The sequence below is a fragment of the Wolbachia endosymbiont (group A) of Oxytorus armatus genome (assembly GCF_964027005.1).
Classification (GTDB): Bacteria; Pseudomonadota; Alphaproteobacteria; order Rickettsiales; family Anaplasmataceae; genus Wolbachia; species Wolbachia pipientis.
The window spans coordinates 216239-242223 of record NZ_OZ034719.1 but is presented as its reverse complement, the minus strand read 5'-3'; the positions used below and the strand labels follow the sequence as shown (position 1 = coordinate 242223).

Here is a 25985-nt window from a genome sequence, read left to right as displayed (position 1 = left end):
TGCTTTATAAGCGCATTTTAGCTTATATTAGGTAAAAACCTAGAATTTTATAAAGACATAAGGTGCACATAGTGCAAAAAATTAAACATGAGACGCCAGATACGTGAGTTTTTTTGTCATTTAATCTGTACAGAGAAGATAAATAAATAGCTTCAGTTTCATGATAAGGGGGCTGGCGAAGGGTGTCAAGTAAGTTTTGCATTTGATCCGTTTCTATGACTTAGATGCCAGTGCCTGCTACTTGACTCTCGGCTGGGTCGAATTTGTATAGCTACATTGTCGGTAAATCTAAATTGCTTTAATAATTTTGATTGAAAAATAGTTTTTCTATTATATAAATGCTACTTTACGGTAATCAAAATGGAAGACGATAAATATAGCCTAGGTTTAAGGGTTATCCATTGGTTGATGGCTGTTTTTATTATCGGTATGCTTTGCTCTGGACTTTATATGAAAAGCTTACCACTTAGCAATGAAATTAAGTTCAACATATACGCTATTCATAAGGCTTGCGGTATCACTATTCTTGGATTAATCATAGTACGCATATTTTTTCGCGTCTTTACTTATGTTCCACCACTTCCAGAAAATTTTTCTCGGTTTGTAATCAATATAAGTAAAGCAGTACACTTTGGTTTATATTCTTTGATGGTGCTAATGCCACTATCTGGCTATGTCATGTCTTCTGCTTCTGGCAAACAGATCAAATATTTTTTTCATATCCCTTTGTTGATTAATCAAAACAAAGATCTAGCTAACACGGCTAACGAGCTACATTCGATGCTTGCATATTTTATGGTACTCTTTATAATCTTACATATACTTGGCGCCTTAAAACACACATTTATAGATAAACAAAACATTTTTAAACGTATGATATAGGTTATATGTTAAGTAGCCTCTGGAAAAAAGGAACAGATTTTCTTGGCAGTGAGTTTGCTATAATGGGTGGTGCTATGAGCTGGGTTTCAGAGAGAAACTTGGTCTCAGCAATCTCAAACGCTGGTGGTTTTGGTGTGATTGCATGTGGTGCAATGTTTCCAGACTTGCTAAAAAAAGAAATCATAGAGACGCAGCAATTAACTAACAAGCCATTTGGTGTAAACCTAATTACTATGCACCCAAAGTTGAGTGAGTTGATAGATGTGTGTATTGAAACGAAAGTGAGCCACATAGTTCTTGCCGGTGGACTGCCAACGAAGCCTAATATAGAAAAAATCAAGAGTGCGGGCATTAAAGTTATGTGCTTTGCACCAGCATTAAGCCTTGCGAAAAGGTTAGTAAAAATGGGAGTAGATGCATTAATAATAGAAGGAATGGAAGCAGGTGGGCATATAGGTCCAGTTAGCACTTCTGTTCTTGCACAAGAGATATTGCCTCATTTTAAAAATGAACAAATACCAGTGTTTGTTGCAGGTGGAATAGGAAGAGGTGAAATGATAATTAATTACCTGGAAATGGGAGCAAGTGGCTGTCAAATAGGTACATTATTTGTCTGCACTAATGAGTCAATTGCCCACAAAAATTTTAAGGAAGTGTTTATTAAATCGGCCGCACGTAATGCAATACCTTCTGTACAGATAAGTGCTGATTTTCCTGTAATTCCTGTAAGAGCTATAGCCAACAAAGCAAGCGATGACTTCATGAAGCGTCAAAAAGAAGTTATTGATGAATACCAAAAGGGACAGATCTCAAAAGAAGATGGGCAGCTTGAAATAGAAAAGTTCTGGGCTGGAGCTTTAAAAAGGGCAGTGATTGAAGGAGATGTTGAAACAGGATCTTTAATGGCCGGCCAAAGTGTTGGCATGGTTGATAGGGAAAAGCCTGTAAAAGAAGTAGTGGATATGTTAGTTCAACAAGCAAAGAATCATATTAATAGCAAATCTGTAGAAGTAGAAAGCCCAGAAAGCAAATAGTTAAGCGACCTTCCAATAAGCAAGTTGCCGCAATTATTTATAATATGGCATAATTGCCCAGTTTTAATGTAAAATTAACGCTAAAGAGGTATCTATACATTTTATTATGTATGGAGGAATGTTATGCACAGTCCCTTTAAAAAACCTAAGAGTAAGGAAGGAGATATTAACCAACAATTGAGCAACACTATATACAAAAAGGTAACAGCAGAAAATTATCAAGAAAATCAAGATGAGACTTCCAAAGAATGCAAAAGGTTGTTCAAGCAGGGAGCTAGTCCTAAAACATTGGCTGAATTGGAAAAAATATTGAGAGAACGACAAAATGAGCAGGCTATTGCAAAACACTTAGAGTCATCCAAGCAAGGAACTAGTCCTGAAGCATTAGCTGAGTTAGAAAAATCAGTGGGGAAAAAAAGAGAACATTATAATAATTATATCCAACACTTTCTTCCAGCGTTGAAAGCAGAAATAACAGAGTCAAAAAAACTAGACTCAAAAAAAAAGGCAGCAATAGTACAAACAATTTTGGATATTACTAACAGGAGCAGCAGTGTAAGCTCAATACCAAATGCTGTTGAAGAAAATATTGAAGATCAAATGCAGCTAAAACATATTGAAGAGCAAAACAACACACAAGAAACACCCTTGAATGTAGCTGAGAAAAAAAGTGGTGATAATAAAATACTTAGTAATTCCTCTGTTACAGAGGAAGTGTTTGAAAAATATAGCAAGGTTGTGAAAGAAATAGAGGAGAAGCAAACTTCTAAACTCAGTAGTGGCAATGACTCAGATAGTGGAATAGACTCACCTGGACTGAGTGAAAAAAACTCGATATCACCAATAAATAGTAGAAAAAACAGTTTAACATCAATAGCAAGCACTTCATCTGAGGAAAGTTTAAACTCACCATTGAGCTCTGTTGAAGAAGATAATGGCTTACAACCAGAGGGTGGAGAAAAAACTGAGTTATTAGAATCAAATTTGGAATCCCCAAAAGAAAACGAGACTCAAGTGCAGCCAGAGCAGACTGTAAAAAAAGAGCCAAAAATGCAAGAAAATGAAAACTCAGATGGTCAAGCAAATCCAGATCAAGTTAAGAAAGATATCCTACTTAAAAACCAACCCAATAACAGAAATCTTCACGTTGCACTTGTAGCAGGTTGTGCTCTCTCCACAATAGGGTGCATTGTTGCAGGAGCAATGACATCAGGATTGATAGGAGCAGGACTACTTGCTATGGTTGCAGTGCTTGCTATAGCAGCAGTAGCTGAATTGCATTCAAACTTCCTATCAAGTAAATTAACATCCATTAATGTGAGTCCTCTTGTTGATGATAAGAGCTTACAGCATGTTCACAGCGGTAAAAATTAAATATGTGTTACTTGTAGTGGATAAGTGAATTCAGTTCTTGCCTATTGATATAAAAGTTGTTATATTTGAGGAATGTTTAAAAGGTGTTTAGTTGATGCGCATTCAATTGAATAAAGTTTTGGTTTTTATAGCCTTATTAAGTTTCATTTTTGCATCATATTCTAGCGAAGCAAGTTCGGCGAGTGATGAATTAAAGGGTATACAAGAAACGGTAAAAAATTTTATTTCTTCATTTTCAGTTAAAGATACTGTAGAAAATATGAGTCCTTCAACAATCATAGGGTTGTGTATAGCTGCAGTGATACTTGCAGTAGTGTTCAGAGGTCTAATCCTTTTTATGATAATGTTTGGTGTACTGGTCCTGATGTTCGGTAGTACAGAAAAGGCAACAGACTACTTAAAAGAAAAATTTAACTTTGCAAAAGATATAAAATTACAATCCGATAGCGAAAAAAAAGATAAAAATTAAGATAGTATTTTTATCTTTTTTAATTACCTTTATTGAATACGCATATGCAGTTAAAAGTACCAACAGTTAACTCTAAGCTTAAAAAAAAGAACAACTTAGCATTACTAGAAAGCATTGATTTAGATTTTGTTCCTTATGCTTGTCATTACGATGAAGAAACCATACTAACAAAACAGGGAGAATTGTTAAAAATAATCAAGTTAGAAGATTATTCTTCTGTTGATAACTACAGCGACCTCAGAACTGAAATTAGAAAAAGCATATCAAAAAATATTAATAGCCTGTGTTTTACCGTTTGGATTCATACCGTTAGAAAGCGCAATAAACTGAGCTTGAAATGGAATAAAACTGAAGACTTCTCTGACAACCTACATTCAACGTGGTTTAATAAACTAACTGATAGTAAATTACAGTATATAAATGAACTATACATTGTAATATTGTTTAGCGATTTTGGCAAGCATACTAATAATTCGTTTTTTTTCAATAGAATAAAGAATAAGCATAAGTTGTCTTTACAAGAAAGCCATCAGGAGTTGCAAAAGATAACTGACGTAATTCAAAATGATTTAGGACCTTTTGGAGCTAAAAAACTGAGTCTAAGGTTTAGTAAAGGTAAAATATATTCTGAAATGATAGAATTTCTCCACTATATTGTTACATTAACGCACAAAGATTATCCAATACATGAAAGGGACCTGTCGCAATATATTAGAAATTTTAAAATAGCTTTTGGTTTCAATACGTTTCAAACAATATTTGAAAATCAACAGAAATTTGGCTCTATTTTCAGCATAAAAGAATACCGGGAAATCTCTTTAGGTAATATAGATAGATGCTTGCAGCTTGAATCTGAATTTATCATTACAGAAATAATGATATTTACTAGTAATAACAAAGCAATAAAAGAATTTAAAAAACAAATCAACATGCTGCAAATTAGTGAGGATAATACCTTACTTAAAAGCTCAGGAATTGAAGAAATAATAGAGCTTGAAAAGACCTCTAGTATAGACTTCTGCCAACAGAAAATTATTTTTACAATATTTGCAGATGATAGGAATAAGTTAGCTGAAAGTATTAGTGATTTATCTTCTATAATGTCATTAGTTGGCTTCATGATGTTTAGAACTGATTTACATATGGAAAGTCATTTTTGGGCACAACTTCCAGGCAATTTTGCTTTTATTACGCAACCGAAAAATATCTTAACAAAATACGCTTGCAGCTTTGCTATGCTGCACGATTTTACGTCAGGTACATTAAAAGGAAGAAGGTGGAAAGAAGCGGTAATGATTTTTTTCTCAAAAAAAGGAAATCCTTACTTCTTTAATTTTCATGGAAAAAGAAATAATGGCCATACTACGATACTCGGAGCTCCAAATTCAGGCAGAACTTCACTCATTAATTTTCTATTATCAGAATCAAGAAAGTTTAACCCAAGAATTGTCATATTGGATAACACTGGAAAATCAATAATTTTTACTAAAGCAGTGAGTGGTAAATATTACATAATCGATCCAAAATATAAGGACAAAAGCCTAAAATTTAATCCACTAAACATTGAAGATAGTGCTTCCAATCGCAATATGTTGGTTGAACTGATCAGAAGAATGGTAGCCGATACGAGCTTGGTGGACGTAGAAGAAAAGATAAGAAAAATTGTGGATTCTATATTTGCTATACCCAAGGAATCACGTTCTATTTCACAAATTTCTGAGGTGCTCTTGCTCCTTGGGGGTAAGATAAGTAGATGGTGTGACGATGGTGACTTTGCTTACTTATTTCAAGATGGTAATGAATCAGATATTGACTGGGAAACAAAAATTATATCTCTCAACACCGCAAACCTTACAAAACAAAAGGAATGTATGTCCGTGATACTTTACTATTTTTTATATTCTTTTGAGGCAAAATGTGATGGCTCGCCTGCAATACTTGTTTTGGATGAAGCATGGGAGATAAGTAATATTTTTCCTACAGAGAAAGAGTTTGATAACTGGATGCAAAGAATGACGGAACTAAATGTTGTAGTAATCCTAAGTACTGAAAATTTAAATCTCGCATTTGCTAGCAAATTTACTCAATATTTAGATAAACATGTTGATACAAGAATCTTGATGCCGAACGTCAATGCAAATAGATTATACATGAAAGCATTTTCTTTATCAAAAGAGGAGCTGAATATAATTCTGCAGACGCCAACGCAGGAAGGTTTATTTTTGATAAAACAGTATAAAGGATTAGTAACTTTAAATTTAGATTTAAAGAATATGCAAGAAATACATGTACTTTCAGCTAACAAAGAGACAATAAAGTATATGTACGAGGCAATAAAGGAAAAAGGAGAAGAAGTTAATGAGTGGTTACCGGTATTTTATGAGAAGTGTAAGGCTTAATTTCTTATTGATATTTTTTTTGATACTTGGTCTTTCGTATCAAGGATATGCTGATTGTCCAACATTTGTAGAAAGTAATACTTGTTGGGAAGCAATAGTTGGTGGAGATTGGGTAAAGGAAATTAAGGTGCAAGCAATAAAAGATCAAGGAGTTGATGGTTACTTTAATCCCAAAATTAGAGTATGTGCTTATGATGGACAAAGTTATTGTTATGACTTACAAAGTGGGGAATCCTGCCGCCAGATATATGGAACGCAAGGTACAGGAGCTGGAGTTTCTGCTGCAGCTTTTATCGACTGGGAAGGAGATAAAACAAAAGCTGGAGGAGAAATTGCTCGGGGTCTTAAATGGGAATGGGCAGACGGTGTTACTGATGAGGAAAAAAGAAGATTCGCTAACTCTCCTAAAATATGTGCTTGCAGTCAAAAAGGGGCTTGTATGTCAGGAATTTCTTCATGGGGTTCTAGAGTATTTTCGGGTGAGAATATTTTCCGTCCTGGGGAGATGGAAAAAGTCTGTGATACCTGCTACCAAACGGCAGTAAAATGTGCTCCTGTTCCACTTGCACCTGGCCCCCCTCCATTTTGTGAACAACTTGCAATGTCGCTTCCACAAGTTAGAATTGTTCCTATAACAGATAAAGACAATGATTACTTTAATCCTAAGGTTAAGGTAATCATTGGTGATCTGAAAGGAAAAGACGGAGAGATTGGAGAAAAATTAGATTTCCCTAAAGGGTATGGAGAAAATAAAGCTGAGTGGCGCTCTATTTTAGACAAAGATGGCATCACGTACTACTTCAAAACTTATAGAGAAAAAGATAAGCTCTGCGCTGAATACCTTGGAACTCAAAGTATAGATGAAAACAATCCACAGTTCATCCGCTGTTTTCCTGCACCACCTGCTCCAGAACCTGAGATAGTGGAGATAGTAAATGCAAATACATTGAAAGTAGAAATGAAGATGAGTGAGAGCACTTGTGCTAAAGCACATGGAACCTATAGTAATGGTTCCTGTACTTTTAATGTTAATACTGACCTCAACCATCCTATAAACATTGGCCCCCTATCTTTAAAAGTAGTAAAACCAGCAATAGTAGCAAAAACAACTGATAGTAATATTGATAATATTATAGAAGGTATATTAGAAAGTAATCCGCAACAATTTAAAGTTCTGAAAGAATATGGCTATGTTCCTGATGTGCAAATTAAATGTTCTAAAGGCGGAAGTTTTTATAGTTTTAATGATTTTGAGAAAAAGTTAAAAGACAAATCTATTCAATGTGAATTTAATAACTCTGGGCAGCCGGAAATAGAAGTAAAGTATAAAGGAAATTCTAACAGTAAAATGCTTTGTCTTTCTGGATGGCAGCCAGAACCAGAGGAGTTTGTTCTTAAAAGAGAAAATAAAATAATACCACTAAAATTAATGGGAACAAGATATACTAAATACAATGCTGTTTACTCCAAGGAATCAAATCAGTTCTATTATCTTCCGAGCAAGGAAAATAAAAGAGCCGATCTCTTAAACAGAGATCAGAGTGAGTTAGATAAAATAATATTCAATAAACAAGGGTATGTTTTCTTCCCTGATGAAAATGAGCAGAAGAAGGGAGAATGCAGTTACTGTGTAAAAAGAAATGATGAGATAGACGATACATTTAAATCTAGTAAAGGACTGAAAGTAGTATACAAATTGACGGATGTAGAGCATAGAGAAAAATGTAATCAAGGTGATGATGGTTGTATCTGCTTTAATGGAACATGCAGCCGTTCAACACGATATGTAGACAAAGAAAACACTCAACCTTTTTATACAAAGATTTCACAAAATACAAATGGCGTTGTCACACAACAAGAAGCACCAATTAAAGCAAACAGAACGGAGGTCTTTTACGCTGATAAATTGTGTAGGTTCGATTTAGAAGGTCTCAAAAAGAAATTAAAAGAAAAATTAAAAGAGATAATCAAGGAACATCTGAAAAATAAGAAACCAGATCTTGAAAAAAATAATGAAAAATCCTATGATCATAAAAATAAAGATGTTTATACAGATGACTTATCAATAAAATTTGATCGTATTAAAATAGAAGCGTGGGGAAGTGGTGAAGCAGGTCATATACAAGGTAGTGGCTGTGACAATCAAAAATGCCATTCTACTGAAAGCAGAGTAGGGATGCCAGGAGATTATATTAAAGCTAAACTGAAAATCGATCCTAATTATCCTATAATTAAGGTGCAAGTCACAGAGGGAGGGGGTAACCAGGAAAGTAACCTCTCAGATAAGGACGGGGGACCTGTTTTCATAGAAATGTGCAATTCGCAGAAGCAACATTGCCAGCAACTGATTACTGTTGCAGGTGGAGGTGAGTATAGAACATACGGTGGTAAGGGTTATGAGGAAACAGTAATTCATAAGCAAGATTTAAAGCTAGAGGAGAAAATTGTAAAGGCAGATAAACTGAAGTCTACACAAGACAATAAAATAGCATATATAGAAAATGGTGAAATCAAGTATGAAACAGTAGAGTGTGGAAGTGGTTTGAGAAGCAGTAGATCTGGTGCAGGTGGCTGCATTAATAAAAGCAAAGGAATTTATGGTAAAGGCTCTCCAGGGTATGTGAAGATTAGACCTATTATAAAGGAATTTGACGAAGAAGAAATAAATGCTGCTATTAAAAAAGTAATAGAGGATCTATACGATCTTGAAACTATGACTGATTTTTGGGTAGGGGATCTTAAAGTGAATATAAGTGGGATAATTAAAGAGGAAGTCAAAAAAGAATTGTTAAGGTAAAAAGATATAACTCTGAAAATTATGCTCTCGTTTTAATAATTAATTAAAGTAAAGCATGTAGTAAATGGTGTATCTTAACAAAAAGGTATAACGAATGTAAGGAGGGTACTTTATGTCTCTAAAGAATAAAATTTCTGAGCTAATCGAACAACAATTTAGCATTAAATACCATGACAATTATTTGGCTTACGCTATACATAAGTGGGCTGCAAGCGAAATATCTAATTCTATTGCTTTTTGCATAATTGGTTGTGGAAATTGCAAGATTGGATATCAAGATGCTGCAAATTCGTTCAACATAACAAAAGAAGAAATTGAACAAGGCAATATTGCAAGCATAGAAAGTAAAATAAAAAATGAAGTTGAAAAATCAGGTAGCGAGTTTTCTGAGTTGATTTCTAGAATGGATCAATCGCTAAAAGAGCAGAGTGAAAAGTCTATTGTACAAATTTTAGATTCATCCGCTGAGGAGATGTTAAGGAGTTTCTGTGATAGCCCTGTACAGTCTCCAGAGCCTCAAGAACCCTCTGCTTCATCTGAAGAGCATGCTACAGAAGGCCCAGAAACTAGTGTTAATTCAGATCTTTTGTCAACCTAATCAACCCCATATATATGTTTTTTTTGTACCCATGCTTTGCGTTTTGGGGTGGAAAGAAAGCACCATTCTTCGTTGCATTTTTCTATCTTCATCACAACAAACTTGTCTATTTTCATAGTAATCTTGCTGTCTACACTCTGTTTTTGATATCCATAAGTATCTTCTTTTACAATCGTGTAGCGCTTATCACTAAGAAGATTGCCTTTTATCCATCCGCAGTCTTCATCTATATCGCAGACCTTTTTCCAACTCTCAAACTCTTCTATCACTTTCAGGGGCAGATTTTTGCAAGTGTATATCCATTTTACAGGATAGTGAAACCCTGGCCCCGTTCTCATGTTGATCTTATTTGATTTGGTTGAAACAAAGTTATTAGCAAACAAGCTATGGCTAAATAATAAAAATAATAGGATAATAGTACTGAACCAAGATCCCAGTGTCACGCACTGGGATAACGTGAGGGATAGTGTAACAGACTTATTCATCATAATTCACGATTAGGTTGACATAAGATAAAGAGTAAATTAAAAATTGAATAGATCTTTAAATGCAAAATCAATGCCTATAGAAATATTAATGCCTGCTCTTTCACCGACAATGAGCAAAACTGGAGGAAAAATTGTAAAGTGGCATAAAAAAGAACAAGACAAAGTTGAAGTAGGCGACGTAATTGCTGAGATAGAGACTGATAAAGCCATAATGGAGTTTGAATCTATAGATGAAGGAGTTTTAGCAAAAATTTTAGTAACAGAAGGAACAAGTGGCGTGCCTGTAAATCAACCAATAGCTTTAATGCTGGAAGAAGGAGAAGATGAAAGTGCACTTAACAACTATACTTCAACTTCCATCAATAGTGCAGTTAAAAAGGAAGTGACAAAAAGTGCTGTTGATAATCAAAAATCAGAACACCAAGATTTAAACGGAAAGCCAATAAGTCATTCTTCGGTGTCATTCCAGCGCGTGACGCTGGAATCCAACCCCTCAATGTCATCCCAGTGCTTGACACTGGGATCTAGAAAAGAAGAATGGATCCCAGTGTCAGCTACTCAGATGACAGAGGGTTATGCAGAAGGTAGAACAAAAATAAGCCCATTAGCTAAGAAAATAGCTCAAAATGAAGGGGTTAATGTGCAGCAATTAAAAGGTACAGGACCATATGGTCGCATAATTAAGGCTGATGTGTTGGAGTCTTTAAGCAGTAGTATACGCACTGAAAGTCCTGAGATAGTTGAAGTAAGCAACATGCGCCAAGTGATAGCACAGCGCCTGACTGAATCAAAACAGAATGTTCCACATTTTTATTTAACTGTAGACTGCCAGGTTGATAAGTTAATATCGTTAAAAAACGAGATTAACTCAGCAGATGAAAACAATAAAGTAACAATTAATGATCTAATCATAAAAGCTGCAGCTTTCAGCATGAAAAAATTTCCTGATATAAATTCTTCGTGGATAGATAATAAAATACTGAGATATTCAAATATAGATATTTCAATCGCTGTGGCACTTGAAGATGGGCTAATTACTCCTATAGTAAAAAATGCTGATAAAAAGGGTATTTTATCTATATCAAAAGAAGTGAAAGATTTAGTAAGCAGAGCAAGATCTGGAAAATTGAAACCTGAAGAGTTTCAAGGAGGAGGGTTTACTATCTCCAACTTAGGGATGTTTGGTATAAAAGCCTTCAGTGCTATAATCAATCCGCCGCAATCTTGCATTATGGCAGTTGGTGCATCTAAAAAACAACCAATTGTTATGAATGAGAAAATAGAAATAGCAGAAATAATGACAGTAACGCTCTCTGTTGACCATAGAGCAGTTGATGGGGCACTCGGAGCAAAGTTTTTAAATGCCTTTAAGCATTATATAGAGAATCCTCTGGTGATGCTTATTGAAACTGCGGTAATCTATTAGCATTGTTATTACAAAATTAATACCTCTAAGTTTATACTTTTATTAGTTAATAGGTTTAGAGGTAAAAAAATGAATACTACAGTAGAAAAAAATAATCCAAAAATTTTTCCTCAAAATGAAGGAAAGATTAACTCAAAAGGCATGGTTGCCCCACCTGTTCCTCCGAAATCTTCCCAAGCTAAATTTGCTGGAATAAAAGCAATTTTTGAGCGAAATGTACCTCATTCTCAAGCAAATGATAGTAATAAAACAGTGAGTAGCAATCTTGGAAGAACATTTGGCCCAACAATGCAAAAACTCATGGAAGACAACATTCATAGCACTTCTAAGAAACTCTTTCTGCTAGTAGCTCTTTTTTAATCAAGACACAACCAAATTCACTAGCTTTCTTGCTTAGAGTCTTCACTATTTTTTCCTTATATAACTTTTCATAGTAATCAATGCCCTTCTCTACATATTCCTGTCCATACTTTAGCATACTATAAAAAATGCACGCCAATTTCCTAGCCGTAGCGGTAATCGCTTTCGGTGCTCCTAGTCGTTTTTTTAACCTTCTGCAATATGCACCAATCCCACTGTTGCTTCTTGACACACACTGGGCAGCCATCCTAAAAGCATTTGCAGCACGAGCAATAACTTTGCGAGTTCTCGTCCCAAATACTTTTTCCCCTGTAACTTTATTAGCAGGACTTAGCCCCAACCAAGAAGTAAAGTGCTTCTCTGATGGCCATTTATCGTGGTTCAAACCAACTTCTGAGATAATTGTTTGTATAGTTAGCACATCAAGCCCAGGAACTTTAGTAAAATCAATACCGGTTACTCTATACAGTTCTTCGTGTAAAGGAAAGTCTGGTCTGTTTTTTGAAAACCTATTCTTTATTTTGCTGCATCGCTTATTCTCGTCAGATTTTGTTTCAAATGTTTTGTAATATTGTTCGATGCTTTTGTCGCATTCTGCTATTTTTTCCTGATAAATATTATACAATTCAAATTCTTGCTTTAACACAAATAAGAGTTCCTTTCTGTAGTCGCCTTTTAGCGCTTTTGCCATGGTAGATCTATCATTTCTTATCCGTACATCTCTCAATTCTGATAATTTTTCAGGATTCCTTTCACCTTCAATTATTGCTTTGATAATTTGCATACCGGTCACTCCAGTAATATCACTTATGACTTTGTGTAATTGAACGTTCATTTGAATTAACGCTTTTTGCATACGTAGAATATGTGTGGATGCACTTTCAATCAGGTTGCTACGTTGCCTAACGTAATTACGCAACACACACATTTGATCATCAGGTCTAAACGACCCATGGAGTAATCCATAGCTGTGTAATTGTTGTAACCATTGACAGTCTTGAACGTCGGATTTTCTACCAGGCACGTTCTTAATATATCGTGCATTTACCAATTTTACCTCAAATCCATATGACTCAAGTATTTGAAACAAAGGAATCCAATATACTCCTGTTGATTCCATAGCTACTGTTCTAACTTTACATTTCTTTAACCACCCTGCTAAGTTATGAAGATCAACTGTAAAGCATCCAAATTTTTTGACACGTTGTTCATCTCTTCCTTCAGGTACACATACATAATGTACAGCTGAGCCGATATCAATTCCTGCTGTATCAGGATTCACTATTTCTAGTTTACTTTTTGCCTTTATCATGGTAATTATCCTACTATAACTTATAATGGAGAAGCACTTAAGCTTGGGACGGTTAGATTATACAATCTTCTAATCGAGGTAGTCATAATAGACTCCATCAGTGGTTTAACCGTTCCTCCAAAACCACGCTCCTAAACGGGCACTTAAGCACCATTGATCAGTCGGTTATAACTGCAGAAGTACTTCTTGATAAATTATATATAAAAATTGCTATGGAAGTGAAGAAATAGTTTCTTTCCGGTTTAACAAGATTTTTTTCTTGTTCGACGCTCCTAACGTTCTTCTAGTAAGATTTTCCTCCACTGCAATATTACCTCGTGCGGATAATGCACCATTACCAACGTATCCAACTCCCTCACCCATTATAGATTCTGCAAACTTTCCTTCTTTTGATACCCTACTTGGCGCGCTAAGATCACCATAATTAATAGCAATGCTTTTGATGCCACTGTCGCTTATCAGCTTATTTAAATCTTGAGTATTTCCAGTATTGACAAATATCCCACAAAATCCTGAGTATTTTCCACTATCTTGCTCTATTTCCTTAGCAGCTTCTATTGCTGCATTGACAAAAGCTATTTTTGCTTCTTTTTGCTCATCATTACTCAAACCACTCAAAAAAGCATTAGGTACCACAATGCTTAATCCTTCTTTATGTTTGGCAGCCATTAAGGCATTCAGTTTTACTACGTTTTTAAACTTATCTTGTAGCTCAGATTTTCTGCTACCTATTAACTCTCGACTTCTAGCAAAATACTTGTAGTCTAAGGTATTTCCTTTTAACTTAGGAAAAGTAGTATAATGAACAACGCTTTCTATAGGATCATTCAGCAGCTTTCCTGAATGATCTAAATGTTGTGTTACTTCAGCCCTTATAACTATATAAGAAGATTTTTTCTGTAGCTCTCTCCTATAATCTTCAAAACTTTTATATTTAGATGGTATTGTTACTCTTTTACCAGCCTTAAGAAGCTGAATATCATGCACTTCTTTTGCGCCAATACGATCCTTATCATATATTAAATCTATTTTTTGTTGTTTATTTTTAATCTCTTTTGCATATACTGTTTTAGTTGTGTTATCTATTACTATATCCGCATCCACTCCTTGTGTAAGCTGCACAATAGGGGCTAATTTATTATCAGTTATCATGCACTTCCCAGTGTACGGATTAGAACAACAGCCTTTTTTAGACCCTAGCCCAAACATTTCCATTAGTGGCCTTCGAATTTCATAATGCAATGAATAAGGAGTTGTGCAAAATGGAATTTCTTTTGTTTCTTCCTGAATTAGTCTAAGATTCATAACCTCCTCACTTTACACATTGTAGTATCATTAATGATAGCATTTTATAAATCAGGAGTCAAGCATTCCAAACAAATATAAGCTACATATACAAAGCACAAAGATTTTTGAAAATAGCTCTAAATAGAACTCTTGTATTGTGAATCAGATAGCTAAAATGCTGCTAGATAATGGAGAAAATGCTAACTTGAAAATCAGGATTGTGTACCATTACACCTTGCAGCTCAAAAAGGTTACAGAGAAATTGTCGAAATTCTGTTAAACAATAATGCAGATCCTGAATGGCTTTGTTGCATAGCTGTCAATAAGATGTAGAGATGGAAGGAATTTACAAGGCAAATTCGAAAAGAGGCATACCGATATCAGTAAATTTATTAAGTAATACCAATTCCCATTCCCACTATACAAAGAACGGATAGACAATAATGGAAAAAAAGCCATACTAAAGTAAGTGAAGTAGCGAGGTTTAAATGGCATTAAGATCAAAATTATTGGATGAAAAAGTGAGCAAAAGAAATGCTGAAGAAAGTAAGGAACAATGCATATGTTTCAAAAAAACTAAATGCTGTAATTGCGGCAAAAAAGCATAGTATAACGGCTGTAGCAAAAATATATTGCATTTCAAGAAGCGCACTAACTTCGTGGATAAAATTCTTAAAATTTGGCAGAGAAGAAAAACTGTTTGCTCCTCCACAACGCCGTAAAAGAACTAAATTAAATCAGGCTCAACTACAGCAAGTTGAAGCATGGATAGAAGAAAATCCTAATATTACCATTAAAGAAATGAGAATAAGAATCCAGGAAAAGTTCGGATTAAATATCAGCAAATCTACAGTACACCGCCATATACAAAAGATGAAATTTTCATATATTACACCAAGACCAGTACACAACGTACAAGATAAAAGTAAACAAGAGGAATTCAAAAAAAAATCTCAATGAAGTTATTGGCAAGTATCCAGAAAAAGAGCTATTTTTCTTTGATGAATCAAGGTTTGGCACACATTCGAAAGTTGGGCTCTGTAATATCTTTCTTCATAGGTAATCTCCTAAATTGAAAGAATTACTTGGAGTTTACCCACTTTCCAGCCTTTTTTCACTTCTTTCTAACCCATAGTTGGGGTTAATAGAATTTTTTTTGTGCCGTTAAACTTTACACAATTTTTTAGCTGTGTTTTATCTTGAACCGATAGAAAATCATAGTATATTGAGTATTTTAATCGGGTTAGGTAATGAATTACACTCTAATGCCATCACTTAAGCATAAAGCTCTTGTGGAAATAGCTATTACGTTATGGAATCAAGATGATGCCTGGGATTTAGCGTCAAAGTTTTACTTCTCATCACCAATCCTAAATGTCAGTGAAAGAAAAAGAGAATGGCAAAAGGTAGAGGATGAAGTGATAAAAAAGGTACTAAAACTTCCGCTGCCAGAATTGTTAAAAAAGGAACTATCAAGTTTTGTTGAAGCAATAGGTTGGCAGATACTCATATGGAAACAATATCATAAAAATCTTTTAGGTGGCAAAGATGCTAGAGCAAGCTTAAGCAAGCTTTGTTGGACACCACAAGGCACTATTGATAAAGAGAAAACAGCAAAGATATTAGTGCAAGATGAAAATTTAGATATTGCTAAGCGCTATAGATTAGCATGCACTTATTGTTTAGAAGATAACATTCTCACCCTATGGAAACAAATCAGTGGTAGGAAACTCTATGGAAAAGATCTTAGGAAAATAAGAATAAATGAATCACCTCTAGTATCGTTCTGGTCCCATCATATAGAAGAAGAAACAGCTCAGTTAGGCGATATAATAAGAAGATATTGTCAAGATGATAGTGTTACTCATTATGAGTATGCATTTCGACGTTCAGCAGTTAGTGGCAATGAAGCAGCAACCAGATATTTCCTACAAAAGTTAACTCCTGAAGAAAAAGATAAGGTCTTAGTAAGAACTGCAGAATATGTGGCAAAAAGACGTTGTGACTGTGTTAGTGAGTTTACAGATTTTTCCAGGGAGAATTATATTGATGTTTTGTGCTTTTTACTTTCAGAAATGGATAGAGAACAACAAATGGAAGTGTTCAAGAGCTGCTCTTATGAAGTGCTAAAGTGCTTTTTGGATTGGCCATGGCAGAGTTTTTTTATGGAAACAGCGCAGCATATGTGGGCTTTCCTTTCTGAAGAAGGTTATGATTGTTTATTGAGAGTAATCGTTAATAAGATGATAGATGGTAATAAAGATTACAATTATCAAAAGCTCTTTGGAATATTTTGGCAGCAAGGTCCTAGTACTCACACAAAACATGTAATAGATAAATGCGGATCAGGTGGGTTATTATTACTAGACTTATTTAAGGTTGAAGATGTGGAAAATATCAAACTGATCTTTCAAGATGCAACTCCCAAAGAGAAAGAAAGGCTTATTTTTTGTAGTAGGGGGCAAGATATTTGCCAAGATTTGATTTATGGTGATAGGGGGGGATTTATTGAGTTCTTCATTCGAGAATGTATATCATCAAAAAATGAAATGGTAAAATTTAGGGAGGAATTTAAAGAACGTATAACATGGTGTTGTTCAAGAGAGGAATTTACAAAGAGGAAAGATAAATGGGATAAGTTTTTTCAATTACTGGATAATCTTATTCAAGAAAATGATAAAAAGAGAGGAATAGAAGGAGAAGAAAGTAGTCCAGCAAAGAAACTTCGTAGTATAGAACTTGAGGAAGTGACACACAGTATGAAGAAATAGATAAGAAAATGCCAAGAGCAACAGCTGAAGCGAAACATATTGAACACAAGCTTGAGTTAATAGAATTATTACTCACTGAACCAATTAATCCAGGTAACGGTAAGGGTAACCCTGTTCTCTCAGTAAATTTCGATGCACCTAAGGGATTTGCTGAAAAGTTTAGTTTATTTCTTCGTGAAACTCCAAATATTGGTTCAACATCTAGTCCTGAGTTTTTTATTCATAGCATATTAGGATCGATTTTAACCCTTCCTAATAGTGGTCTAGTAGAAAAGCTTGGCATCAATAAGGTGTATATTAAGCGTACTAATTTGAAAGTAGAGGGATTGAAAAATGAGATTAGCATTGTAAAACTATGCTTTTTTCTTGAAAAAAGTGGAAGAAAACAAGTGGTTCTTAGAGCTTTTACAAATGATCAAATTACAGGTTATGGGGATTTAAAACGGAAATATTGTTATAATGATGATGAACTTAAAGAGATAGCAAAAACACTAGAGATCTCTGACATAGATAACACAGATATAAATGAGTATTCGTTTCATATGCGTACTGAAGAAGATTTAGGCAACCTGTCATTCGAGCTATATAGAGAACAAAGAGATAGAGTAAAAGAAAAATTTAAGGATTTGGTGTCTTCTCCATCTCAAACTAGTGAATTTGAGGAGATCAATATAGGTCGGTCTACAAGTCTTGAAGGTGCATTTAAACAGCTTTCTGATAAGAGTATAGATCAAGTAATAGTTGGTATTAGAGAAATTTTTCTTGAACTGGCCGAAATATACAAAAGTAATCAGGGAAAGTTTTCACTGGGCAACTCAGAAGCAGCATATCATGGGTTTGTTTATGGAGCTTTAGCATTAAATTTTAAATATCGTTATGGTCTTAATTGTTATGTTGAACGTGCTGCAGGTAACGGACGTGCAGATTTAATACTTATGTCACGTACAAAAGATGCAAATGGTAGGATAAATCCTAAACCTGTTCCAGTAGTTGTTGAGTTTAAAGGAGAAGGTCATACTGCTGATGAAGCTATAACACAGATCAAGAACAAAGGTTATTTGTATAACCTCAGCATTAGAACTAAAGCAGAAGAGGCGGTTATAGTGGGAATTAGTTATGCTGAAGTAAAGACAGAACAAGCTAAGATTTTTCAATCCCAAGGTTTTGTGCATCAATTATTAGAAGGTGCTAAAGATTTTGATGGCAATGAAGCAAAGGAAAATTTAAAGGCAGAACTAAAGAACTTATATCACTTGATACCAAGTAAGGATAAAAACTATTTAAGCAAACTAGTGTTCGGACAGATTTTAGCTATGGATAGTATAGATAAAAATATTTTCACTTATCAGAATGAAGATAGAAGTATAGGAAGAGAGGCTACTACATTTCTACTATTCAATCAAGGGGAAGATAGAGCAGTAATATTAAATATTATAGAACATAGTGGTGAATTAAGAGAACTTAGAAGGCAAAAGAGATTTGACAGTAATAAAATTCCTCCAATTGATGAACTGGATATTGATTCTGCAGTTAAAATCGACCTGATAATAAACACAGGAGTAAAGAATAACCTAGGTGGGTTTGAAGTAGGAGAAAGAAAAGATAAGTCTTATTTTCAGGATATAAATATAAAAGAAGTCTCTCATAACTCTAAAAATAGATACAAGGGTAAATTTGAAAGAATAGGGAATGTTGACGTAAATAGCTTAATTGAACAATTACGTGGAATTGATGTTGTAGACTTGCTTAAGGAAAGTAAAGATGAAGAGATGATGGGAAATAAGTTAAAAGAGTCACTATCTCCTTTAGTAGAAGCTTTATTGCCTTTTAAGGAATTAATAAAAAGAGAAGTGGACTTTCAAGCAATAATGCAAGGGTTATTGATAAATGGAAAAACGCAAGATGGTAAAGAGATTAAAGTGTATGTGGAATCTAATATATCTTCATTAGGGAAAATGGACCTGGCGCTATCTTTTACATATTTGCAAGGAGATGAATCTACTATTGAGGAAGATGAACCAATTATCATAGAATTAAAATGTGCTAATAGTAGTGTAAAGAAAAAATTAGGACATGCAGAAAAACAGATGAGTGACAAATATAAAATTCTTAGATCTTTTACTGATAAGAGAACAGCCAAGTTTTTAGCCATGGTTTTTAATCAATCTAGTAGGTCCGATAAAGATTTAATTACAGCAAGCATAAAAAGTATTGAAGTCTATCATACCACATCTCAAGGTGAGATTAGCTCTCCCGAAAGAGGTGGTGCAAGAAAAAGGCTAAGGCTTGAAACTGGGCCTCAAATGGAATGTTTAGAAGCTAAAAGAAGAAAAATAAGAAATATAGGCATGTACTGCATAGACTCACGTGATGAAGAAAATATTACAGAGGAAGAAAAAGAGCAACGTATTAAAGAGTTGTTTAATGCTAACAAGGTAGCGGAAAGAGTAAAGAATATTGAGTTTTATGATCAGCTTTTCAAAGTTTCTGAACGAATCTCTAGAGGTGAAGCTACAGACCAAAATGTTGAAGAAGCATTTATTGCAAAGGTTAAAAATGTAGATCTAAATTCAATAGACCCAGAGATCAAGGATATTGTAAAGGAGATGAAAGAAAATAAAGAAGAAATCAAAAATATTCTCAGAGGATATGGGGTAGCAGAAAAAATAGGGAAAGTAGCAGAAAGTGCAGGTTTTGCCTTTACAGTATTTTTAGTTGGTAAACATATAGCAAATGGAGATGTAGAAGGCCTAGGTTATGATGCATTAAATCTCTGGGTAATGCCAAAGATTGGTGAGAAAATCTCTGGAAAAATATTAGGATTAGGAGAAAAACTTGATTCTCAAATGCTAAAGGGGTTTGCCCCAGTTATGGGACCTGCTATAGGTAACTTTGCAGCATTTTTAGGGTTAGCAGAGTCGATAAAAGCTCGGGAAAGTGCAACGAATCCTGTAGATATAAAGATTGCTGACCTAAACATCGCAACTAACTCCATTTTTATAGCTGCAGATGTACCTGCGATTGTTACTGAGACAATGTCAGCCGTAGGAATAGAAGCTGGAGTAATGGGAGAATTTGCTGGTCCAGTTGGTACTGCTATTTCAGTTGCTGTTATTATTATATCGCAATTTGTAGAAGCAGAGCTTGAGGTAGAGAAATTGGAAGAGCACATAAATCTTACAGATCAGGAGAAGCATGATTTGTATTGGGATTTCTTTCTTGGTAAAAAAGTACCAGATTATATAGAAAATGATATAGAGGCAGAAAGTATATATAAACAATATGTATTAAAGCTTATAAGCCAATATAAAGGTAATTATGATAAAATAGTTATGTCGCTGCCTTATATATTGGTTACAAAGGAAAAGCGTGTTTATGGGGAAATACAACTCCTCAGAGTTTATTGTCGTACTAACACAAAAATAGTTGATACTAAGTTTGATTTTGGATTCAATACGAATGTTACATATCCATTTCATATCAGTGATATTAATTCTAGAGTGATTCCTACGAACATTGAAAGTTATAGTGTCGTTTGCGGACCACACGATAGCGATATTAAAGTACAAATTGATAATCCTCCCTGTACTGACTGTGTTGTAAATGGAATTGGCTCAGGATGTGATAACTTATATGATCATAGTAATGTATTACTAAATAGAACATTTGAAAAGTGGTTTTTACAAGAATACCCTAGCGACTGTTATAATGCGGTTATATACAGAAATAAGAATTTCCGTGGGTATGGAAGCGTATACTATATAACAGCTCAAAATGCTAATATTAATGTTGTTTTTCAAGAAAAGGATATTTTAAATGGTGATCGAGGTAGAAGAGGTAAGGTAGAAAATAGGTACTATTTTGAAAAGTCATTAGATAGTTGCAAGGTGTATAACTCAGGTAGAAATTTCTTTTACATAGCAGGGAAGTTCTCTTGTGATTTAGGAGCAGATAGACAAAAGAATATAGTTATAACACAAGGTAATCTTACTACAGATTCAATAAACATACATTCTATTATCGGCAGTAATAGAACTAATTATATAAAGTTCTCTAATGCAGATTATGTAGATGGTAAGGGTGGAAATGATATAATAACAGCAAAAAACTTTGCTACAATAAAAGGTTATTTTGGTGATTCTATTCACGGAAGTGGCTTAGTATTATTGCCGATAAATTTTAGTGATATAGATAAAATAACTCATGTTAACGACAGAACAAATATTTATAATAAAAGTGGAGATTCTATAAGTGTAGATAAACAGACATTAATAAAAACAGCAGATGGTTTGTTTGTAACTCCAACGAAAGTAGAGAGTAATACTGGAACAGTAGCAAGTCTACAAATAACAAAAAGCGTTGGTAGTGATGTTATATTAGATGATGAGTTAGATAAGTTGCAAACAATAGATAATCGGAACTTTAATATTACAAAGCAATTATCAAGTACTAATTATCGTAGTACTATAGGTAGTTTTAGTAATCATATTTTTTATCCTGATAAAGAGCACCATAATTTTTACTGGGAAGCTCCAAGTAATATAAACCATCTTTATCTTTTCGATGAAAAAAGTGCTAATATTACGATTGCTCAAGCAAATGGTATATTAGACTTTAGTCAATTAAATAGCACATTAAATGATATACAATTTGCAGAGAATAATGAAGGAGAAATAAAGATTAACAAAAGTAGACTAAATGTAACCCTGCTACCAGATTATAAAGATGTTACGGTAACATTTGATAGGGAAAAATATTATAAACTTCAGAATGGTGAACTAGAGCGTGATTATTGTTCTCATAGCTTAAAAATAGATGGAAGATTTAGCGTTAATGGTACTGATCTGTTAAATCATTATAATTGTTTCACATTTGATTCAGATAAGGTGCTTTTTTTAAAACTCAATAATGATTTGCTATTGTTATCAGATAAAGGAGCATTATCAATATCAGATTACTATTCTTTTGTTCATAGAAACTGGGATTTATCTATAGAACTAAACAATAGAATTATAGAACCAGAAGAATTTGGAGAAAGAGCTGATGATTTTAGTTCTTTCAGGTATTATAAACCAGATGAACAAGGGTTACAGATTTATCATAATCAGCCTATTAATAAGAATGATATTGGTTTAGTTGATTTGAAAGGTAAGTCTATATTAGATTTCGATATGAAAGTTATGAATGATACCTTATTGCTATCACATAAAAATAACACTCTTGTAAAAGTAGAGAACTGGAATACTTATCAACCAGCAAGAGAAATGATGTTTGCTTTTAATGATACAATAGTTTCTAACTCAAAATGTATAGCTTCTACTTGCAATCCACAAGATGTTATAATGGACTTTAATAAAGAAAAACAGAAACAGTATTCTCAGCTAATAAAAACCTCAGGGCCTGAAGAAGCAAAGTCACTTATAAGAAAAGCTATCCAGGAGAATAAGTCGAACTTGCTTGAAGCTCTTCTTGATGGTATGAGAAACAGGGATGATAGATATACTCTTATCAATGCTAAAAACGATTTCGGCGAGACATTTCTGCACCTTGCTATCTCTCAGTGTTTTGTTGATAACGGCGTTAATAACCTAAAAGATACTAAGTTAAAGATTGTAGAGCTGCTGCTTAACAGTGGTATTGATGTTAATGCTCAGGATACCCAGGGCAAGACGTCTTTGCACCGCGTTGTCCTTCTAATGGGTTATTTAGTTCAAAATAATCATGATTTTAGTTTGTTACAACTTCTGATTTTTAAAAATGCTGATGTTAATATTCGTGACAATAATAGTAAGAAGCCTTTAGATATTGCAAGAGGTAAAGGTTTCACAAACATAATTTCCTTTTTAGAGAAGGCAGAAAGAAGAAATGAATACGTTGCACCAAAGCATATACGTCATCATAAAAGACATGCTTATCATAGAGGGAACCGTCATCGTTATTCACCTATTGAAAAGACAACAAAAGCTAGAATAGAAGGAAAAGCTATAGTAGGTAAAATTGAGTCTATGATAGATGAAAAAAGTCCTACAGTAGGATATGATGATGTAGAGGTTATGGTAGTAGGTGGCATAGAGATTGCTGCAATAAATAGAAAAAAAATCAAAGTGAATAAGGCAGAAGAGGTGCGCTATAAGAAAGCTACAAGCAGAGCAAGTGCACTATCTTCATGGATAAACAGTTTGTTCGGTTCAGTAAAAACCTCAATAGGTCGGTTATTAGATTCTAAACCTACATTGTCTGACGGAGTATCAAGTACTACAAGTCCAATCTCACAAGTTGATTCACCAGTAGATATAAACGGCACAATCATGTTACTTGATGTGCTTATTAGAAAAGTTACAGGTCAAAAATACATTTCTACAGCAGATCAGCACGTATCATTACTGGAAGCGCAGGGCTATGCATTAAATATTACAGAGGAATTTGAGAAAGTAGTAGAACAAGCTGCATTAAAAAGTGGCATATCAATGCATCGGTTAAATATTGATTTTGTTGAAATACAGAAAGAAGTTACAGGAAAAATCATGAGTGGTAAATTTGATGAGATTTCGGGGATTTTCAACTCATATGTAGAGAAAGCATGTTCTGGTAAAGAAGCTGGTAAATTAAGTCCGAAGAAATTTGAAAAGTTTATAGCTCAATTTAATAAGGGTCTGCTAAATCAATCAATAGAGCAGATATTACACAACAGAGATGGTAGATTAGAAGTTGATGGTACAAAAAAACAGCAGATAAGTTTAGAGCCTCAAAGTTATTTAAGTAATGCTTCAGTTCACAGCCATTCAAAGGACAAAGTATCAACTTGTCTTTCTGATGTAGGAGTAACCAAGCTTGGAAATACTTTGAGTAAGTAGATGAGAATATGGAAGGTATAATATGCCAAATAGTGAAAAGCTTATAATAGAATTTAAAGTGGAGGTGGTAGATCCCCTTAGCAAGTTTGATGGTTCTAATACTAACATGGATGAAGTAGGAATGAGAAGTACAAGACTAGAATTGGGAAATAAATGGTTAATGTACTATCAATATTAAACTTACGGTATATATCTTTAATATGTAAGGCTGAATAAGAGGGTAACGTTATGATAGTAATTTATATAATTCTATGTGCAATCTTTATAGCCATTTTAGACAGTTCACTAGATTCTTAATTAGGGGACATGTCTAACTTAGAAAAGGTTTTTATAAGTGTTAAAGTGAATAAGTAGGAATATTATGTTTTTTCTTTGAGTTGTGAAATTTCAGAATGAGAGAGACCGGTAATTTGAGCTATAACATCAATAGAGACACCGGCCTTGAGTGAGTTTTTTGCAACTTCGATTTTTTCTTCTTGTCTACCTTCTTGTCTACCTTCTTGTTTAGCATCATCGAGTTTTTGAGCGAGGACAGCCTGTTCATCACGAATACGCTTGATCTCCTGTTCATAGGCGATAAATTCTTTTTCTGACCAGTTGAATCTATTTAGTTCTTCATATGCTCTTTTAATTATTAGATCACTTCCTATTATTCTCTCTAGCTCTTCTTCACTAGTTTCGTCTACATATCTGAAAAAGTATACCCATTTTTCAACTATACTTGAAAGCTGATCTTCTTTGGTTTTTGGAAATTTAGGCAACTCAATAAATATAAAGTAAAAATCTTTTAGATCATGTTCATTAGTATCTTCATCGCGAATAGTATGCTTTGATTTATACTCAGACTTATCAGGAAATAAAATACAATCTGCTATAGCAATAAAGATAATTTCTTTAAGGTCATGGTATTGATCACCTTTATCTACTTGTCTTGAATAGGCTTTAGCAGCATAATATTGAGCACGCTTTTCGAAGCCCTTGGTCTTAGTGAACTGCATCTCTATAATGTATCTTGAACCTTGAGAGTCCTTACAAAACCCCAGTTATGGATTAACCAACACAGTAAGGCTTAGAAATAGAAGGCTTTTTTGACTGCATGGAATATGAAATTAATGTAGAAAAAATATGTACCAGAAAATTTATTGGCGATCTGTGCCGTGTATGTTCAAGCTCAAATTTATTTTTTAAACAACCAAAGACTGTCTCAATAATCGACCTTTTTCTCAATAAAGCCTTCTCTTTTAGTGAGATTAGTGCGTTTTTCATGCCTTTTTTCACTTTAGTGACAAGCTTTAAACCTCTATCGAAGAGTTCCTCAAAGAGCTCCTTCTTGATATAGCCTTTATCTCCGAACAAAAGTCCTGTCAGTCTTTTAGTTATAGTTGGCACAGGTATCAACGTTACCTTTGGTTAGAGTAAGTGATTGAATTTCTCCAATTTCGTTAATCACCAAGTGCAATTTAAAGCCAAAAAACCAACCATACGTGCTCTTACCAATTTCTGCTAAACCATCAAAAACTTTGTTCCTAGAGATCCTTTTCTTGTGGCAAATGGCAATCGTAGAAGTGTCAATGTAGGAAGTACCTGTCATTTTCGCTTGTTCGCAGAACCATTGAAGAAGTAATGCTAAATACCGTAAAACTCTCGGCTTTAAGGCAATAAATCTGTGATATGAAGGCATCTTTGAAAATTCTGATCTATAGAGTAACTTAAGGTAACAAAGATAAAAAGCCTTGAAGTTTTTACATGGCGATTGGTGGTATAACAGGATTATGGTTAGCATTTCTGAGTGCGCTATTTCTGGTACTCTGGTTGGTTTTTTGCCATTTGATAAGAACTTATTTGCAAAATTTTCATCTACTACACGACAAAAATCCTCGACGCAGCAGTAAAGTTCTGTAATATCTTTCTTCATGGGTAACCTCTTAAATTAT

15 protein-coding genes and 4 pseudogenes are annotated in these 25985 nt (G+C 34.1%); 14 read left to right on the top strand and 5 right to left on the bottom strand.

Annotated features, from left to right (window positions below):
- Nucleotides 1-360 precede the first annotated feature (360 nt).
- The 7 genes from AAGD79_RS01220 (at nucleotide 361) to AAGD79_RS01190 (ending at nucleotide 9553) form a co-directional block, all read left to right on the top strand.
- Entirely contained in the window at nucleotides 361-882 is a 522-nt protein-coding gene (locus AAGD79_RS01220) for a cytochrome b (RefSeq protein WP_341811458.1), read from the top strand.
- Nucleotides 883-887: 5 nt separating this feature from the next.
- The gene (locus tag AAGD79_RS01215; RefSeq protein ID WP_341811457.1) at nucleotides 888-1916 is read left to right on the top strand and encodes a nitronate monooxygenase; all 1029 of its coding nucleotides are present in this window, start codon (nucleotides 888-890) and stop codon (nucleotides 1914-1916) included.
- Nucleotides 1917-2039: 123 nt separating this feature from the next.
- Nucleotides 2040-3290, top strand: coding sequence for a hypothetical protein (locus tag AAGD79_RS01210; RefSeq protein ID WP_341811456.1), 1251 nt, complete (start codon nucleotides 2040-2042; stop codon nucleotides 3288-3290).
- 94 nt (nucleotides 3291-3384) lie between these two features.
- Entirely contained in the window at nucleotides 3385-3759 is a 375-nt protein-coding gene (locus AAGD79_RS01205; protein ID WP_341811629.1) for a hypothetical protein, read from the top strand.
- A gap of 44 nt (nucleotides 3760-3803) precedes the next feature.
- Nucleotides 3804-6158, top strand: a complete 2355-nt coding sequence (locus AAGD79_RS01200; RefSeq protein ID WP_341811455.1) for a type VI secretion protein — start codon at nucleotides 3804-3806, stop codon at nucleotides 6156-6158.
- Complete coding sequence (locus AAGD79_RS01195) at nucleotides 6139-8955, top strand: hypothetical protein (RefSeq protein WP_410541944.1); 2817 nt, start codon at nucleotides 6139-6141, stop codon at nucleotides 8953-8955. Before AAGD79_RS01200 ends, AAGD79_RS01195 begins: the two co-directional genes overlap by 20 nt.
- A 112-nt stretch (nucleotides 8956-9067) precedes the next feature.
- Complete coding sequence (locus tag AAGD79_RS01190) at nucleotides 9068-9553, top strand: hypothetical protein (RefSeq protein WP_341811453.1); 486 nt, start codon at nucleotides 9068-9070, stop codon at nucleotides 9551-9553.
- On the opposite strand, the gene AAGD79_RS01185 is transcribed toward AAGD79_RS01190, so the two are convergent.
- Nucleotides 9550-10038 carry an SH3 domain-containing protein gene (locus AAGD79_RS01185; RefSeq protein WP_341811452.1) on the bottom strand — a complete coding sequence of 163 codons (489 nt, stop codon included), beginning with the start codon at nucleotides 10036-10038 and terminating at the stop codon, nucleotides 9550-9552. The genes AAGD79_RS01190 and AAGD79_RS01185 overlap by 4 nt on opposite strands.
- Before the next feature lie 73 nt (nucleotides 10039-10111).
- On the opposite strand from AAGD79_RS01185, the gene AAGD79_RS01180 reads away from it, so the two are divergent.
- Both AAGD79_RS01180 and AAGD79_RS01175 read left to right on the top strand, forming a co-directional pair.
- Nucleotides 10112-11467: a pyruvate dehydrogenase complex dihydrolipoamide acetyltransferase gene (locus AAGD79_RS01180; protein WP_341811628.1), complete on the top strand. Its 1356-nt coding sequence runs from the start codon at nucleotides 10112-10114 to the stop codon at nucleotides 11465-11467.
- 69 nt (nucleotides 11468-11536) lie between these two features.
- Nucleotides 11537-11827: a hypothetical protein gene (locus AAGD79_RS01175; RefSeq protein WP_341811451.1), complete on the top strand. Its 291-nt coding sequence runs from the start codon at nucleotides 11537-11539 to the stop codon at nucleotides 11825-11827.
- On the opposite strand, the gene AAGD79_RS01170 is transcribed toward AAGD79_RS01175, so the two are convergent.
- On the bottom strand, nucleotides 11793-13139 hold the full coding sequence (locus AAGD79_RS01170; protein ID WP_341811129.1) for an IS110 family transposase: 1347 nt from the start codon (nucleotides 13137-13139) through the stop codon (nucleotides 11793-11795). The two genes, AAGD79_RS01175 and AAGD79_RS01170, sit on opposite strands and share 35 nt — an antisense overlap.
- Before the next feature lie 210 nt (nucleotides 13140-13349).
- Nucleotides 13350-14444, bottom strand: a complete 1095-nt coding sequence (locus AAGD79_RS01165; protein WP_341811450.1) for a hypothetical protein — start codon at nucleotides 14442-14444, stop codon at nucleotides 13350-13352.
- A gap of 237 nt (nucleotides 14445-14681) precedes the next feature.
- Between AAGD79_RS01165 and AAGD79_RS06940 the strand changes: the two are divergent.
- From AAGD79_RS06940 to AAGD79_RS01145, 5 genes and pseudogenes are all read left to right on the top strand, one after another.
- Nucleotides 14682-14759, top strand: a pseudogene (locus tag AAGD79_RS06940) (hypothetical protein); the annotation flags it as partial.
- Nucleotides 14760-14914: 155 nt separating this feature from the next.
- A pseudogene (locus tag AAGD79_RS01160) lies at nucleotides 14915-15462 on the top strand (IS630 family transposase); the annotation flags it as partial.
- Between the two features lie 214 nt (nucleotides 15463-15676).
- Nucleotides 15677-17197: a hypothetical protein gene (locus AAGD79_RS01155; RefSeq protein ID WP_149168922.1), complete on the top strand. Its 1521-nt coding sequence runs from the start codon at nucleotides 15677-15679 to the stop codon at nucleotides 17195-17197.
- Between the two features lie 8 nt (nucleotides 17198-17205).
- The gene (locus tag AAGD79_RS01150; RefSeq protein ID WP_341811449.1) at nucleotides 17206-24051 is read left to right on the top strand and encodes a latrotoxin-related protein; all 6846 of its coding nucleotides are present in this window, start codon (nucleotides 17206-17208) and stop codon (nucleotides 24049-24051) included.
- A 22-nt stretch (nucleotides 24052-24073) separates the two neighbouring features.
- Complete coding sequence (locus AAGD79_RS01145) at nucleotides 24074-24229, top strand: hypothetical protein (protein WP_167495309.1); 156 nt, start codon at nucleotides 24074-24076, stop codon at nucleotides 24227-24229.
- A 181-nt stretch (nucleotides 24230-24410) separates the two neighbouring features.
- Here AAGD79_RS01145 and AAGD79_RS01140 read toward each other — a convergent pair.
- Nucleotides 24411-25085: pseudogene (locus AAGD79_RS01140) on the bottom strand (Rpn family recombination-promoting nuclease/putative transposase); the annotation flags it as partial.
- 16 nt (nucleotides 25086-25101) lie between these two features.
- A pseudogene (locus AAGD79_RS01135) lies at nucleotides 25102-25966 on the bottom strand (IS982 family transposase).
- Nucleotides 25967-25985: the final 19 nt, after the last annotated feature.

Excerpts from the sequence above, each read along its gene's own strand:
- AAGD79_RS01220 (WP_341811458.1), top strand. The coding sequence starts at position 361 with ATGGAAGACGATAAATATAGCCTAGGTTTAAGGGTTATCCATTGGTTG.
- AAGD79_RS01215 (WP_341811457.1), top strand. The coding sequence starts at position 888 with ATGTTAAGTAGCCTCTGGAAAAAAGGAACAGATTTTCTTGGCAGTGAG.
- AAGD79_RS01210 (WP_341811456.1), top strand. The coding sequence starts at position 2,040 with ATGCACAGTCCCTTTAAAAAACCTAAGAGTAAGGAAGGAGATATTAAC.
- AAGD79_RS01205 (WP_341811629.1), top strand. The coding sequence starts at position 3,385 with ATGCGCATTCAATTGAATAAAGTTTTGGTTTTTATAGCCTTATTAAGT.
- AAGD79_RS01200 (WP_341811455.1), top strand. The coding sequence starts at position 3,804 with ATGCAGTTAAAAGTACCAACAGTTAACTCTAAGCTTAAAAAAAAGAAC.
- AAGD79_RS01195 (WP_410541944.1), top strand. The coding sequence starts at position 6,139 with ATGAGAAGTGTAAGGCTTAATTTCTTATTGATATTTTTTTTGATACTT.
- AAGD79_RS01190 (WP_341811453.1), top strand. The coding sequence starts at position 9,068 with ATGTCTCTAAAGAATAAAATTTCTGAGCTAATCGAACAACAATTTAGC.
- AAGD79_RS01185 (WP_341811452.1), bottom strand. The coding sequence starts at position 10,038 with ATGAATAAGTCTGTTACACTATCCCTCACGTTATCCCAGTGCGTGACA.
- AAGD79_RS01180 (WP_341811628.1), top strand. The coding sequence starts at position 10,112 with ATGCCTATAGAAATATTAATGCCTGCTCTTTCACCGACAATGAGCAAA.
- AAGD79_RS01175 (WP_341811451.1), top strand. The coding sequence starts at position 11,537 with ATGAATACTACAGTAGAAAAAAATAATCCAAAAATTTTTCCTCAAAAT.
- AAGD79_RS01170 (WP_341811129.1), bottom strand. The coding sequence starts at position 13,139 with ATGATAAAGGCAAAAAGTAAACTAGAAATAGTGAATCCTGATACAGCA.
- AAGD79_RS01165 (WP_341811450.1), bottom strand. The coding sequence starts at position 14,444 with ATGAATCTTAGACTAATTCAGGAAGAAACAAAAGAAATTCCATTTTGC.
- AAGD79_RS01155 (WP_149168922.1), top strand. The coding sequence starts at position 15,677 with ATGAATTACACTCTAATGCCATCACTTAAGCATAAAGCTCTTGTGGAA.
- AAGD79_RS01150 (WP_341811449.1), top strand. The coding sequence starts at position 17,206 with ATGCCAAGAGCAACAGCTGAAGCGAAACATATTGAACACAAGCTTGAG.
- AAGD79_RS01145 (WP_167495309.1), top strand. The coding sequence starts at position 24,074 with ATGCCAAATAGTGAAAAGCTTATAATAGAATTTAAAGTGGAGGTGGTA.